The following is a 13,160-nucleotide window of genomic DNA, read 5'->3' as shown; positions in this document are numbered from 1 at the left end:
GGATGAAGAATCCAGTGACTGCCGTCACGCTCAAACCGGCAAAGTTTCCTCTGTAGGGTGGGGCTGTGAGCCTGCCTACCATAGATACAACTGTCACCTATCCCTCCGGCGCCGTGGACTCCTCCGGCACCGTCCTGCACGTTGCAGACGCCGACGGCGCCCGCGTGGTCCTGCTGGACACCACCGCCGTGCATCCGGTGGATGCCGGGTGGCCGGACCAGGGCGCGGACCGTGCTGTGCTGACCACGGCCGACGGGACCTCCCATGAGGTCCGCGACGCCGTAGTGGCCGCCACCGACGGAACCGGCCTGTTCCTGGGCGCGGCCATTCCGGTCAAGAAGGGCACCGAAGGGTGGGCCTTCACCGTGGCCCACCTGCTCCCGGCCGGCGCTGCCGTAAATGTTGGGGACTCCGTGCGGATCGAGGTGGACGCGGCATACCGGAGCGCCCTCTCCGCCGGCCACACGGCCTGCCATCTGGCATCGCTGGCACTGAACCGGCAGCTGGCCGGAGCCTGGAAAAAGGACGTTCTCACGGATGCCGCCGGCAACCCGAACTTTGACGCCCTGGCCATCGAGACGTCCACCATCACCGAGCACGGCTCCACCGATGTTTACCGGCTGGGCAAGTCACTGCGCCGCAAGGGCTTTGTTCCGGACGCCCTGCTCGCGGACCTGCCCGCTGCGGAAGCCGGCATCAATGCCATCCTGGCGGACTGGACCGCCACCGGAGCCGCGGTACGGATCGAGTGCGACGGGGACGGTCTCACCGATATGCGGCGCTGGAGCGTTGACCTGCCCGAGGGCACCGTTTCCATTCCGTGCGGCGGAACGCACGCCGCTTCCCTGCAGGAGACCGGGGGCATCCAGGTCACGCTCACGGCAACAGAAGGCGACGGCGCGGTGACCGTCATCATGGACACCATCTGCGTGCAGCCGGCCGGATAAACCGGCTCAGGCGCCCACGTAAGCGGCTAAATGCTGACCGGTGAGCGTGGATTTGCCGGCCACCAGGTCCGCCGGTGTGCCCTCGAAGACTATGCGGCCGCCGTCGTGCCCGGCGCCCGGACCCAGATCGATGATCCAGTCTGCGTGCGCCATCACCGCCTGGTGATGCTCAATGACTATCAGGGATTTGCCGGAATCAACGAGCCGGTCCAGCAGCCCCAGCAGCTGTTCCACGTCCGCCAGGTGCAGGCCTGTGGTGGGCTCGTCCAGAACGTAGACGGTGCCCTTTTCCGCCATCTGGGCGGCCAGCTTCAACCGCTGCCGCTCCCCGCCGGAGAGTGTGGTGAGCGGCTGGCCGAGGTGGAGGTAGCCCAGGCCGACGTCGGCGAGCCGGACCAGGACCCTGTGGGCTGCCGGGGTTGCGGCTTCGCCGCCGCTGCCGAAGAAGGCCCCGGCGTCGGTCACGGACATGCCAAGCACTTCGGAAATGTTCCTGCCGCCCAGGGTGTATTCCAGCACGGCCGCCTGAAACCGCTTGCCGCCGCATTCTTCACACGTGGACTCCACCGTGGCCATCACTCCCAGATCGGTGAAGATCACGCCGGCCCCGTTGCAGACCGGGCAGGCACCCGCGGAATTGGAACTAAACAGGGCGGGTTTGACGCCGTTGGCTTTTGCAAAGGCCTTGCGGATGGGTTCCAGCAGCCCCGTGTAGGTGGCGGGGTTGCTGCGCCGGGACCCTTTGATGGCTCCCTGGTCTATGACGACGACGCCGTCCCTGCGCGCCACTGACCCGGAGATGAGCGAACTCTTGCCTGAGCCGGCCACCCCGGTGAGCACGCAGAACACGCCCAGGGGGATATCGACGTCGACATCCCGGAGGTTGTTCGTGCCGGCACCGCGGACCTCCAGTGCGCCGTCGGGGGTGCGGACGCTGTCCTTCAGCCGGGCCCGGTCATCGAGATGTTGTCCGGTGACCGTACCGCTGCGGCGCAGGTCTTCCACGGTGCCCTCGAAGCACACTGTCCCGCCGTCGCTCCCGGCCCCGGGACCCAGATCAATGACATGATCCGCGACGGCGATGGTTTCGGGTTTGTGCTCCACCACCAGCACGGTGTTGCCCTTGTCCCGCAGCTGCAGCAGCAGGCGGTTCATCCGCTCGATGTCATGCGGGTGCAGGCCGATGGTGGGTTCGTCAAAAACATAGGTAACGTCCGTCAGCGAGGAGCCGAGGTGCCGGATCATCTTAGTGCGCTGGGACTCGCCGCCTGACAGCGTTCCCGAGGGGCGGTCCAGGCTGAGGTAGCCCAGGCCGATTTCAGCAAAGGAGTCCAGCAGGTGCTGCAGGCCCGTTAGCAGCGGCGCGACTGACGGTTCCCTGAGGGTGCGGATCCATTCCGCCAGGTCGGAGATTTGCAGGGCGCACGCGTCGGCGATGTTCTTGCCGTCGATTTTGGAGGAACGGGCTTCTGCGCTGAGCCGGGTGCCGCCGCACTCGGGGCAGGTGGTGAACGTGATGGCACGGTCCACAAAGGCGCGGATGTGCGGCTGCATCGCCTCCGGATCCTTGGACAGCATGGACTTGGAGATTTTCGGGATCAACCCCTCATAGGTCAGGTTGATGCCCTCCACCTTGATCTTGGTGGGTTCCTTGTAGAGCAGGTCGTGCAGTTCGCGTTTCGTGAACTTGGCAATCGGTTTGTCCGGATCAAAGAAGCCGGTGCTGCTGTAGATGCGGCCGTACCAGCCGTCCATGCTGTAGCCGGGGATGGTGAGCGCTCCCTCGTTCAGGGATTTGCTGTCATCGTAGAGCGCGGTCAGGTCAAAGTCCTTCACGGATCCCATGCCCTCGCACCGCGGGCACATGCCGCCGAGCCGGTTGAACGTGGCCTTCTCGGCTTTGGTCCGGCCGCCGCGTTCCACGGTGATGGCTCCGCTGGCCTTCACAGAGGGGACATTGAAGGAATAGGCGTTGGGGGAGCCGATCTGCGGCTGGCCGAGCCGGCTGAAGATGATCCGGAGCATGGCATTGGCGTCCGTGGCGGTACCCACGGTGGAGCGCGGATTGGCGCCCATCCGCTCCTGGTCCACGATGATGGCGGTGGTCAGCCCTTCCAGCAGATCAACATCGGGCCGGGCCAGGCTGGGCATGAAGCCCTGCAGGAAGGCACTGTAGGTTTCGTTGATGAGCCGCTGCGACTCCGCCGCAATGGTGCCAAAAACCAGCGAGCTCTTGCCGGAACCGGAGACCCCGGTAAAGGCGGTGAGACGGCGTTTGGGAATCTCAACGCTGACCTGACGCAGGTTGTTCTCCCGTGCGCCGGAAACCCGGATGACATCCTGGCGGTCGGCCGCGTGCGGGGATGGTGAGCCGGTTGCCGCGGCCGTTTTAGGTGACATAGCCATGTGCGTGCCGTTCTTCTCATGGGTGGTCCTGCCTCCGCCCGGGGCTACAGGTTACCCTCCCACGGCTGGGGGCCGCGGCAAAAGAAATCCCAGAGGTGCCCGTCCGGATCTGCAGCCGTTCCCAGATAGACACCCTTGTCCCGGAGCTTGGCACGCCGCATGACCCTGCCGCCGCCCGGCACGCAGGCGGCGAGAATCTCATCAACCTCGCTGCGGGTGGGAAAAGCCAGGGCCGTCCGGGTTTTCTGGGTGACAGGCCTTGGCTGAAGCAGCAGGACAATGGCGGCGGAGATGTCAACGGCGGAAAGGTCAAGGGTGCTGAGCTTTTCGTTGAGGGAAAACCCCAAACCTATGTAGAAGCCGGTGGACCGGTCCAGATCGTTCACCGGGAGGCGCGGATAGATGACGGGATACAAACGCAGCCCTCCCAGGCTCTATTCGGGGATGGACGGATCCATCCACATGAACTCCCAGACGTGCCCGTCCGGGTCAGTGGCAGCACCGGAATACATGCCGGGCATCTGCTCACGGGCGGGTTGAAACACGGCTCCGCCGTTCTCTGCGCAGTTCGCCAGGAAGGTGTCCACCTCTTCACGGCTGCCGCAGCTCAGGCAGTTCAGCACTTCCTTGCCCGCTGCCCGCAGATGCGGGGAGTCTCCCTCGGGAAGGAACCCCGCGAAGAAATCCTGCTGCAGCAGCATGAGGACAATCGTGTCTGAAATGACCACCGCCGCACAGCCCTCATTGCTGAATTGAGGGCTCTGCTTGAATCCCAGGCCCAAATAGAAGTCAGTGGCTGCGCGAAGGTCAGCAACGGGGAGGTTGGGGAAAATCATGCGATCCACGGCCATGTCCTTTCGACGGTGCTGCGGTCCGTCCCCCAAAGAACCCGTCCCCCAACTAAGAACGCTGTCACAGCTGCGCTGCCCCGTCCAGAGCCGTAACACGCTGCAGCGTGTTTGCCGGGTCCCGATGTTAGCCTTGTGCTGCCGAAGGCGGGCACCGCATGGTGCTATCTACCTGGCAGATCCGGCAGCTGTTGCCGCCGTCCCCACTCAAGGAGATGTCCATGACCATCAGTGACGCCGAGTATCTTGCCCGTGCCATCAACCTGGCCACTGAAAACGTTGCCGCCGGCGGCGGCCCGTTCGGCGCCGTCGTCGTCACGGCCGACGGTTCGGTTTTTGAGGGCGTCAACCGGGTGACCGCGAACCACGATCCCACCGCGCACGCCGAAGTGACGGCCATCCGAGCGGCGGGCGCCGGCACCGGGACGCATGACCTCAGCGGTGCGGTGCTTTACACCAGCTGTGAACCCTGCCCCATGTGCCTGGCTTCCTCACTGTGGGCACGGCTGGACCGGGTTGTTTTCGCCGCGGACCGGCATGACGCGGCCCGCGCCGGCTTCGATGACGCGGTGTTCTACGAGTACTTTGAGACTCCGGTTGAGGAGCGCTCGCTTCAGGTGACGCAGGTGGCGGTTGAGGATGTTCCCGCAACCGCTCCGTTTGAAGCCTGGACCGCGGCGGAGGACCGCATCGACTACTGACGCTTGCCCTGTCGGCCGGCCGGTCGTGCTTCAGCCGAGTCTGCCCCAGGGAGCGGAAGCCGGAGGCATCTGCGTCTGGATGCCGGGGCCGATGGTCTTCGCAAAGCACACCGAGTCCGGCACCTCGGCGTAGGGGCCGAAGTTCGGCACCACTGTGTAGCCGCCGTGCTGATAGAAACGCTGTCCGTCGGGCTGGGCAGACCCGGATTCGGCAGTGATGACTGCATATCCGGCGGCCCGGGCCCGGTATTCCAGCGCTGCCAGCACGGCAGTGGCGATCCCGGAGCCGCGGGCGTAGGGAAGAACATAGATCCGTTTGATTTCAGCCGTGAAGTCATCCAGCCGCCGCAGGCCGCCGCAGCCAAGGGGCTGGCCGGAGCTCTTCTCGTACGCGACGAGAAAAACTGTCATGTCCTCCGCGGTGGGCGGCGCCGGTTCCGGCGTTGAGGTTCCAAAGCGGCTGTTCAGTTCGGCCTGCTGGGCGGCGCGCAGATCGGCGCCCACAGGATTGCTCCAGGGCACTTCCCTGATGGTGAGGTGCGGCGGGTGGTCGGCAAGCATAGGGCCTCCTGCGGAAGGTGCTCCGAAACACGGATTTTCCTTCAATCTAGGGGCGTGCCGTTTCAGCGGTGTTTCAGCTGCATGGCAAGTTGGCTAAGAGAAGCAGAGAAACCGGATGCATGCAAAAATGGAAGAGATGACTTCCCTCGATACTTCCCCCGCAAACCCGTCCAGGCCGGTTGGCACTTCCAAGGCCCAGCTGCAGGCGCGGAAAACGCAGGTGCGGCCCGCCACCGAGGGCTGGGAACAGGCCAAGGAACCCGACGGCCGCCCGCTGCTTCAGTTCAAGTCCCCGCGGGTGTCACAGCCTCCGGTGCACCTGGCTGATCTGACCCTGCCCGAGCGCCAGGCCAAGCTCAAGGAGCTGGGCCTTCCGGCGTTCCGCGCCAAGCAGCTCTCGGTGCACTATTTCCAGCACTACACCACGGACCCCGAAGCCATGAGCGACCTCCCCAAGGAGCGCCGCGATGACCTGGTGAAGGAAATGTTCCCGACGCTGCTCACCGAGGTCAAACGCCTGACCACGGACAACGGTGACACCATCAAATTCCTGTGGCGGCTCTTCGACGGCTCCCTCGTGGAATCGGTCCTCATGCGTTACCCCGGCCGGATCACGCTGTGCGTATCCAGCCAGTGCGGCTGCGGCATGAACTGCCCGTTCTGCGCCACGGGCCAGGCCGGCCTGACCCGGAACATGTCCACCGCGGAAATCCTGGACCAGATTGTCCAGGCCAACCGCGTGATCAAGGAAGGCGGCCTCGGCGGCAAGCGCCGCGACGGCGGGCACGACGCCGAGCGCGTCACCAACATTGTCTTCATGGGCATGGGTGAGCCGCTGGCCAACTACAAGCGCGTGATGAACGCCGTGCACCGGATGGCCGCCGAGGTCCCGGAGGGCCTGGGCATGAGCGCCCGCAACATCACGGTCTCCACCGTGGGCCTGGTTCCGGCCATCAACAAGCTGGCCGCGGAAAACATCCCCGTCACGTTTGCGCTGAGTCTGCACGCTCCGGACGATGAGCTGCGTGACGAGCTGATCCCGGTCAACAGCCGCTGGAAGGTGGACGAGGCCCTGGACGCCGCGTACAACTACTACCGCGTCACGGGCCGCCGCGTGTCGATCGAATATGCGCTGATCAAGGACATGAATGACCACCCCTGGCGCGCCGACCTGCTGGCCAAGAAGCTCAATGCCCGCGGCCGCGGCTGGGTGCATGTGAATCCCATTCCGCTGAACCCCACCCCGGGTTCCATCTGGACCTCGCCGGAACCGCACGTGACCCGCGAGTTCATCAACCACCTGATTGACGCCGGCATCCCCACCACGCTGCGGGACACCCGCGGCAAGGAAATCGACGGCGCCTGCGGCCAGCTGGCTGCTGCGGACTAAGAACCGGATCCCCCGGCGGGTAGGGGTAATCCTTACCCGCCGTGGGCCGCGTGCCAGTTGTTGTGCAGCATCTGGTGTTCAGCTGAGACAAAGGCTCCGCATCTCACGCACGTCAAATAGGCTGCGCGGGAAGCCTTCTCATACTGGTCGAGGACCTTTACCGGCTGCACGCCAAGGTACCTCTGAATCTTTGCCGTGAATTCCATGGAGCCCAGTCTGCCTTTGAACGGTCCGCCGCCCAAATGCGGATTCCTGAGTCCTGTTAGGCCACGAAGATGCAGAACGGGTGCCCGGCCGGATCAGCGTAAACGTATAACGGCTCATCGGGATTGTCTGTGCGGTCCAAAAGAAGTTCAGCTCCCAGAGCCAATGCCCTGGCATGCTGCCCTTCAAGTGCCCTACGGTCCGGAACGGTGAGGTCCAGGTGCATCTGCATCGGCACATCCGGCCGGGGCCAGGTGGTCCGCTGAAGATGTTCTGCCTGCTGAAAGGCGAGTTTGCGGCTGCCCTGCGTGTCGGTGAGCACGAGCCAATCGACGTCATCGGCCGTCCCCTGCTGTGAGGGTTCATCTCCCGTGCGGTACTGCAGCCCGAGGAGCTGGCGGTAGAACTCTGCCAGTCCCCGCACATCGTGTGTGTCCAAAACGGTGTGGAGCAGCTGAGGGAATCCAGTCATGCGCCCACCATAACGGCCCCGGACCGTCGTACGCTGCGGGAGGAGCCGCAGGAATGAATCCGCGGGCGGAATATTGCGAATTAGTTTCCCGAATCCATGTCCTGTGATGAACATTCCTGCAACAAAAATTCCTCCTGCCCGTCAATCATGAATTGACCGCGGTGCGTTGACAGGTTGAGGCTCCCGGCGTATTCGTTCACGCGCTATTGCTCCGCTCGTGTCAGTGACCGCAACGGGATACCAACTGAGTTCCCGTCGAAGAGGCCGGGGGCTTGTGTTCTCAGCGGGGACCTTCTTCAACGAGCACCTCGTATTAATGCACGCCCCGGCGTCAGAGCTGACGTGTAATTGCATGCACCCTGCTGTAGCGTTCGGCCCACTTCACCGCATCCTTGCGGGCGGGGCATGCGCAAGTTTGCGGCGTCAACAACGACATCGCCATGTCTGCGGAGGAGAAGCGGTAGCCGCGCATCGCGCTGAGGGACCGGCTTGCGGACGGCCTGTCACCACAATTTCGCCACATAGCTTGGAGGGTCGGCCTATGGTTCGATGATTACGAAATCATTTTTAGAGAAAAGGCTTAGAAATTGGACGTTTGGCTGGCGTGGATTGCACTTGTTTTCGTAGTCGGGAGTTGTCTAGCCATTATCGTCCCCGGAGTTAAGGCAATTCGCTAGGGCGCCTTCGCGGATTTTTCTGTCCCTAAGCGGTCCTGGGTAATCTTCGGTGTACTGCTCGTCATCGCCTTTGCATTTATAGCAATCATTCTTCTCAACTAAGAAATTGGAAGCTGTAAGCCGATCCTATTGTGGTGATAGCTGCCAGCATCCAGTGATCGTCATGCGGGATCTTCTTGATCTACCGACCTCCGAGCAAAGATCGGGTCGGACCGGGCTTGAATGACGACTCCTATCATCATCAGATCTGCAACAATCACCCCGATTGGCAAAGCTATATTTTGATTAAAGAGCCCGGCAATCAGGGGTAGGGAGACCGTTAAGACTCCGACGGCGAAAAAGCATCGCGCAACACGCTTCATCCTGCGTTGCCGTACGAATGCGGCCGGAGGAAAGTCTTCCACTAGCGCGTCCTCCTTTTGTTCGGGGCATTCATTAGTGAGTATCGGAGACCCGTCGGGCGCTAATAGAGGATTCTCTGACAACAGGAACGCCATGAACGACCATGATGGGAGTCGAGTTCGAGAAACCCATGGTCCCGTTGTGTGTCCGCCAGATTCCGCTCGACGAAGCATCGGGAGTCACTGCTTGTATACATCCGCCGTCGCCGTCGTTGCTTGGCTGGCACCTGGAACACCTGCGAAGGCAATCATCCCTCCCGATAATAGATCGGGTTACGGGACAGTCATAGAAGCCCACACAGAACGACGATTGCGGGGTGTCTGTGCACAGGCAACAAAATACTAGGTCCAGATTCTGGCGGGAAGCGGGCCGAAGCTCGCAGTCTGCGTCTTGAAGCGTTTTCGATACTCGTCAAGGAGACGGTCAGCGTATTTCGGTGGTAATCGGGTCAAGGAGTAGTAGGTCTCCACCTGCGTTGTAGCCGGCGACTTTCGCAATGATGTGGATGTTGTCGCCTTCACGGAGAGTGTCAGGGATCTTTGGGCCGGTGAGATTTAGGTCAGAGACTATGTTGACGTCGTTTAACTGAAAGGATGGACCATGAGAATCGTTGAAATCACCGGAATAGATCAAGATGTCATATCTTGTCTTGTATGTGCCGTGATTCGCCATATGGGCTATATATCCATCGAATTCAATGGTTCTGCCCTCATATTTTTCGACAAAATCTTTGCCCAGCTCGAAGGGATCCCGAGTAGATAGAAGTGATGCAAGATCTCTGTTATTCGCTATTGTTAGATATTCTTCTTTTGCGTCTTGGCTCGAGGACGGCTCGGCAGAAACGGAACTCGTTTCGGAGGCAGCCGCAGTCGCAGACTCCGAAGGCTCATCAGGATCTACTTTGAACGAGTGATACGAAACAAGTATTTCCGCATCTTTGGGAAAGCTGTCGTCTGTAGTGAAAAGGGAGTCCCCGTTAATGGAGATCGTTTCCACCGAATCCTCTTTGGTTATCCAACCAGTGATCAAGTCGTCCAATGGCTTCGGCTCTACATTAGTGAAGCCGGCCCTTGTTAGGTCATCGATTACGCCTTCGTAGCCCTTGTCCTTGAAATCTTTTGACGACGAAGGTGTGCTTAGCATATTGGCTGGGTCAGGCGGATTTCCACAGGCTGATGTCAGTACCAGCAGTGACACCGTGACTGTGCCGGTAAGAAAGTGTTTTACCATTTCGGAGGACCTCTCGAGAATTCGGTTCTTACTCGGCGTGCGGAGCGACGCCAGCAGTCGTGGTGCTTGCTCAATATATATCTCACGATTACGCGAAAACCTTGTCTGAGACTTGGCCCAGCGATATTAGCTAACCATAACTCGATTTGATGGACGTATTTTCCTCTTGCCTCGTTATGCTCAGTGTCGTCCACCCTGAGAGCTTGGGCTTGGGTTTGCAAACGCTTGTGAACCAACTGGACGTGCAATACGGAAAAGTTGCGCCGGAACATGTATGCCGCCGGCCATGTACTGGCCCGGATTCTCAGCCGGCGGTCGCTGTCCGCAGGTGGTTCCACAGTGGGGACCAGCTAAAGGGACTGATCTATCTGCATCGTCCATAGGATTACCAACCTCCTAGTCTGGCGCTATCGATAATCTGCCCGCGGTGTCCCCTCTGGGCTGTGGCGAGAGGGGCAAGCAGGCAGTTTCGCGCCCTGCCGGTCATCAAGGGACTTAGGGTTTCTATTACGAGCCGTCTATGAAGAAGATTCTGGGCGATGTTGACGCCCCTGCCGCGGCAGCGGCAGAGAACCGGCCGATAAGAATGTGCGGTGCGCGTGTCGCTTTAGGCTCAGCGAACACATTGGCGGGTTAGCCTGCCGGCTACCGAACTCCTTCCGTCGATGGTTCCCGGTGCTGCCCGGCAGGCAACTGCCGAGTGGAGTTGCCTGCCGGTGAATACTTATCTGCCGTCCTTAGCTGTTGAGCCAGTGGGCAGGATAGTCGAGTTCGGAGGGTAGAAGCGTGAGTGCATCGCCGTGGGCGGCGTTCAGTTGGGCCTGGGTTAGGTAGAGGGTTTTGGAGAGGTCGGCCCCTCCAAGACGGGCGTCTCGGAGATCAGCACCAAGGAGGTTAGCGCCTGAAAGGTTGCAGCCCCGCAGGTCCGCAGCAATGAGATAAGCGCCTCGAAGATCTGCGCCGCACAGCGACCGGGATTTCATCTTCCTGCCCATGAGATCCGCTCCCGGGACAAGCTCAGCATCCAGATGATCATCACCGGCGGCAAGATATGCGGATCTCACTTCTTCGCTGACTTCCATCAACACGGACCGGACCCGGCCATGCATGGCGCCAACGTCAAGGGCCAGGACCTGCTGCAGGTCTCCCATCGCATCCTCGATCGCCCTTCTGAGTTCGTTGATCTGTTGTGAGGTGTCCGGATCGAAGGTTTTGCCGGCGGCTTCTGCCAGGAACCAGAGCATCTCGTGAAGTTGCCGGACAACTTTGAACGCCGGAAACATATCCTTCGCTGTTCCCGGATCCGCTTTCCAGCTGAGTCCTTGAAAGAGATCCTGGGAGACACTCTGGCCGGCACCGAAGCAGTCAAAGACGGTGCATCCACGGAAGCCCCGCGGACGCAGGCTGTCGTGGATGGTGCAGGAAAAGTCGGAGTTCAGGTTTTGACAGGGAGTCCCTGCCGGCTTGTCGATGGCGAAGTCCGAGCTGCGGGAAAACCCCAGGGCCGTGCAGCAAAGTGCGAAGCAGTTACCGCAATCAGGGCGCAGGGATTGCCGATCAAGGACGGGTACGGAGGACGCTGTGGAGTCGTTCGATATACAGGGCATGTGTTCTTCTCTGAATGAGTTCGGTGAGGGACCGGGTGTCAGGGGAACTCGTGAGAGAGTCCCCCTGAAGGGCACACTGAACCACCACCGCTCCCAAGGGAAGCGCGCGGGAACTGCTGCATCGACTCTGGATCACAGAGAATATAAGAATGTCACTGCGGCCAAACGTAGCATCGCGTCTTGCCTGTCCGTTAGCGGACGGACGTAATAGGTCAGAATTTTCTGATCCGGCACCACAGGTAGTGCACGGCTTCAGGGCCGTTAAACAACGACGGCGGGAGGCCGGGTTCTGCAACCCGGCCTCCCGCCGTCGTCGTACGCTGTGGACTACTTGGTGACGTGGTCCACCAGGGCATCGGCGATGCCGATGTACTTGCCGGGGGTGAGGTCCAGGAGACGGGCCTCGGCCTCGGCCGGCAGTCCCAGGCCGGTGACGAATTCGCGCATCCGTTCCGCGTCCACGCGGTGGCCGCGGGTCAGTTCCTTGAGGCGCTCATACGGGTTCTCCATGCCGGGTGCACCCGCGATGGCCTCGGCGCGCATCACCATCTGGATCGCTTCGCCGAGCACTTCCCAGTTGGTGTCCAGGTCGGCAGCGAGGACGTCGTCGGCCACATCCAGCCGTTCCAGGCCCTTGGCCACGTTGGAGATGGCCAGCACGGAGTGGCCAAACGCCACGCCGATGTTGCGCTGGGAGGAGGAATCCGTGAGGTCGCGCTGCCAGCGGGACGTCACCAGAGTGGAGGCCAGAGTGTCCAGCAGGCCGTTGGAGATCTCCAGATTGGCCTCGGCGTTCTCGAAGCGGATCGGGTTCACCTTGTGCGGCATGGTGGAGGAACCCGTGGCGCCGGCCACCGGGATCTGCTTGAAGTAGCCAATGGAGATGTAGCTCCACACATCCGTGCAGAAGTTGTGCAGGATCCGGTTGAAGCGGGCGATGTCCGCGTAGAGCTCGGCCTGCCAGTCGTGGGATTCAATCTGCGTGGTCAGGGGATTCCAGGTCAGGCCCAGACCCTCCACGAAGCTGCGGGCCACCTGCTCCCAATCGGCGGCGGGCACAGAAGCGTAGTGGGCTGCGTAGGTGCCGGTGGCGCCGTTGATCTTGCCCAGGTACTCGGTCTTTTCGATCCGGCGCAGCTGGCGGGTGAGGCGGTGGGCGGTGACCGCCAGTTCCTTGCCGAGGGTGGTGGGCGTGGCCGGCTGGCCGTGGGTGCGTGAGAGCATCGGCACGGCCCGGGTCTCTTCAGCCATGACGGTGATCCTGTCCACCAGGTCATGGGCAGCCGGAAGCCACACGTTCTCCACCGCGCCCTTGACGCCCAGGGCGTAGGAGAGGTTGTTCACGTCCTCGGAAGTGCAGCCGAAATGCACCAGCGCGGTCAGGTTCTCAATGCCGATCGCGGGGAGCCGGCGGCCGATGTAGTACTCCACGGCCTTCACATCGTGGACGGTGACCTGTTCGATCTCGGCCAGCTCCGCGATGGAGCCGCCGTCGAAGCCGGTGACAATGTCACGCAGCTGTGCCTGCTGCGCTTCGCTCAGCGGGGAGGTGCCCGGAAGTACAGAGTTGGAGGTGAGGTGGATCAGCCACTCCACCTCGACGTGCGTGCGGTCGCGGTTCAGGGCCGCTTCGGACAGGTAGTCCACCAGCGGTGCCGTGACGCCGCGGTAGCGGCCGTCCAGCGGGCCAAGGGCAATGGCGGGGGTGACGGAGG

12 protein-coding genes are annotated in these 13,160 nt (G+C 61.8%); 3 read left to right on the top strand and 9 right to left on the bottom strand.

The window, feature by feature from the left end; genetic code table 11:
• Positions 1-65 precede the first annotated feature (65 nt).
• Complete coding sequence (locus tag QMA10_RS02085) at positions 66-947, top strand: metal-dependent hydrolase (RefSeq protein ID WP_290165689.1); 882 nt, start codon at positions 66-68, stop codon at positions 945-947.
• A 6-nt stretch (positions 948-953) separates the two neighbouring features.
• Here QMA10_RS02085 and QMA10_RS02080 read toward each other — a convergent pair whose 3' ends face one another.
• The 3 genes from QMA10_RS02080 to QMA10_RS02070 are packed head-to-tail and all read right to left on the bottom strand — an operon-like array spanning position 954 to position 4,189.
• Positions 954-3,347: an excinuclease ABC subunit UvrA gene (locus QMA10_RS02080; protein WP_290165688.1), complete on the bottom strand. Its 2,394-nt coding sequence runs from the start codon at positions 3,345-3,347 to the stop codon at positions 954-956.
• Positions 3,348-3,397: 50 nt separating this feature from the next.
• On the bottom strand, positions 3,398-3,769 hold the full coding sequence (locus QMA10_RS02075) for a VOC family protein (protein ID WP_290165686.1): 372 nt from the start codon (positions 3,767-3,769) through the stop codon (positions 3,398-3,400).
• An 18-nt stretch (positions 3,770-3,787) separates the two neighbouring features.
• A complete protein-coding gene (locus QMA10_RS02070) occupies positions 3,788-4,189 on the bottom strand; it encodes a VOC family protein (protein ID WP_290165759.1) in 402 nt (133 codons plus the stop codon).
• A gap of 227 nt (positions 4,190-4,416) precedes the next feature.
• On the opposite strand from QMA10_RS02070, the gene QMA10_RS02065 reads away from it, so the two are divergent.
• Complete coding sequence (locus QMA10_RS02065) at positions 4,417-4,902, top strand: nucleoside deaminase (RefSeq protein ID WP_290165757.1); 486 nt, start codon at positions 4,417-4,419, stop codon at positions 4,900-4,902.
• A gap of 30 nt (positions 4,903-4,932) precedes the next feature.
• On the opposite strand, the gene QMA10_RS02060 is transcribed toward QMA10_RS02065, so the two are convergent.
• On the bottom strand, positions 4,933-5,463 hold the full coding sequence (locus QMA10_RS02060; protein WP_290165684.1) for a GNAT family N-acetyltransferase: 531 nt from the start codon (positions 5,461-5,463) through the stop codon (positions 4,933-4,935).
• Between the two features lie 136 nt (positions 5,464-5,599).
• Between QMA10_RS02060 and rlmN the strand changes: the two genes are divergently transcribed.
• The gene (gene rlmN, locus QMA10_RS02055; RefSeq protein WP_290165682.1) at positions 5,600-6,853 is read left to right on the top strand and encodes a 23S rRNA (adenine(2503)-C(2))-methyltransferase RlmN; all 1,254 of its coding nucleotides are present in this window, start codon (positions 5,600-5,602) and stop codon (positions 6,851-6,853) included.
• Positions 6,854-6,885: 32 nt separating this feature from the next.
• On the opposite strand, the gene QMA10_RS02050 is transcribed toward rlmN, so the two are convergent.
• The 5 genes from QMA10_RS02050 to purB all read right to left on the bottom strand — a co-directional run bounded on the left by QMA10_RS02050 (position 6,886) and on the right by purB (position 13,143).
• Positions 6,886-7,059: a hypothetical protein gene (locus QMA10_RS02050; RefSeq protein ID WP_290165680.1), complete on the bottom strand. Its 174-nt coding sequence runs from the start codon at positions 7,057-7,059 to the stop codon at positions 6,886-6,888.
• 56 nt (positions 7,060-7,115) lie between these two features.
• On the bottom strand, positions 7,116-7,529 hold the full coding sequence (locus tag QMA10_RS02045) for a VOC family protein (protein ID WP_290165677.1): 414 nt from the start codon (positions 7,527-7,529) through the stop codon (positions 7,116-7,118).
• 1,502 nt (positions 7,530-9,031) lie between these two features.
• Positions 9,032-9,751 carry a DUF4839 domain-containing protein gene (locus tag QMA10_RS02040; RefSeq protein ID WP_290165675.1) on the bottom strand — a complete coding sequence of 240 codons (720 nt, stop codon included), beginning with the start codon at positions 9,749-9,751 and terminating at the stop codon, positions 9,032-9,034.
• Between the two features lie 824 nt (positions 9,752-10,575).
• Positions 10,576-11,082 carry a pentapeptide repeat-containing protein gene (locus tag QMA10_RS17640; protein WP_356833362.1) on the bottom strand — a complete coding sequence of 169 codons (507 nt, stop codon included), beginning with the start codon at positions 11,080-11,082 and terminating at the stop codon, positions 10,576-10,578.
• 690 nt (positions 11,083-11,772) lie between these two features.
• The gene (gene purB, locus QMA10_RS02030) at positions 11,773-13,143 is read right to left on the bottom strand and encodes an adenylosuccinate lyase (protein ID WP_290165755.1); all 1,371 of its coding nucleotides are present in this window, start codon (positions 13,141-13,143) and stop codon (positions 11,773-11,775) included.
• Positions 13,144-13,160 lie beyond the last annotated feature (17 nt).

The organism is Arthrobacter sp. APC 3897, from assembly GCF_030407495.1.
Classification (GTDB): Bacteria; Actinomycetota; Actinomycetes; order Actinomycetales; family Micrococcaceae; genus Arthrobacter_B.
This window is presented reverse-complemented; position numbering and strand designations above follow the sequence as displayed.

Excerpts from the sequence above, each read along its gene's own strand:
- rlmN (WP_290165682.1), top strand. The coding sequence starts at position 5,600 with ATGACTTCCCTCGATACTTCCCCCGCAAACCCGTCCAGGCCGGTTGGC.
- QMA10_RS02080 (WP_290165688.1), bottom strand. The coding sequence starts at position 3,347 with ATGTCACCTAAAACGGCCGCGGCAACCGGCTCACCATCCCCGCACGCG.
- QMA10_RS02050 (WP_290165680.1), bottom strand. The coding sequence starts at position 7,059 with ATGGAATTCACGGCAAAGATTCAGAGGTACCTTGGCGTGCAGCCGGTA.
- QMA10_RS17640 (WP_356833362.1), bottom strand. The coding sequence starts at position 11,082 with ATGCTCTGGTTCCTGGCAGAAGCCGCCGGCAAAACCTTCGATCCGGAC.
- QMA10_RS02070 (WP_290165759.1), bottom strand. The coding sequence starts at position 4,189 with ATGATTTTCCCCAACCTCCCCGTTGCTGACCTTCGCGCAGCCACTGAC.
- QMA10_RS02060 (WP_290165684.1), bottom strand. The coding sequence starts at position 5,463 with ATGCTTGCCGACCACCCGCCGCACCTCACCATCAGGGAAGTGCCCTGG.
- QMA10_RS02040 (WP_290165675.1), bottom strand. The coding sequence starts at position 9,751 with ATGCTAAGCACACCTTCGTCGTCAAAAGATTTCAAGGACAAGGGCTAC.
- QMA10_RS02065 (WP_290165757.1), top strand. The coding sequence starts at position 4,417 with ATGTCCATGACCATCAGTGACGCCGAGTATCTTGCCCGTGCCATCAAC.
- QMA10_RS02045 (WP_290165677.1), bottom strand. The coding sequence starts at position 7,529 with ATGACTGGATTCCCTCAGCTGCTCCACACCGTTTTGGACACACACGAT.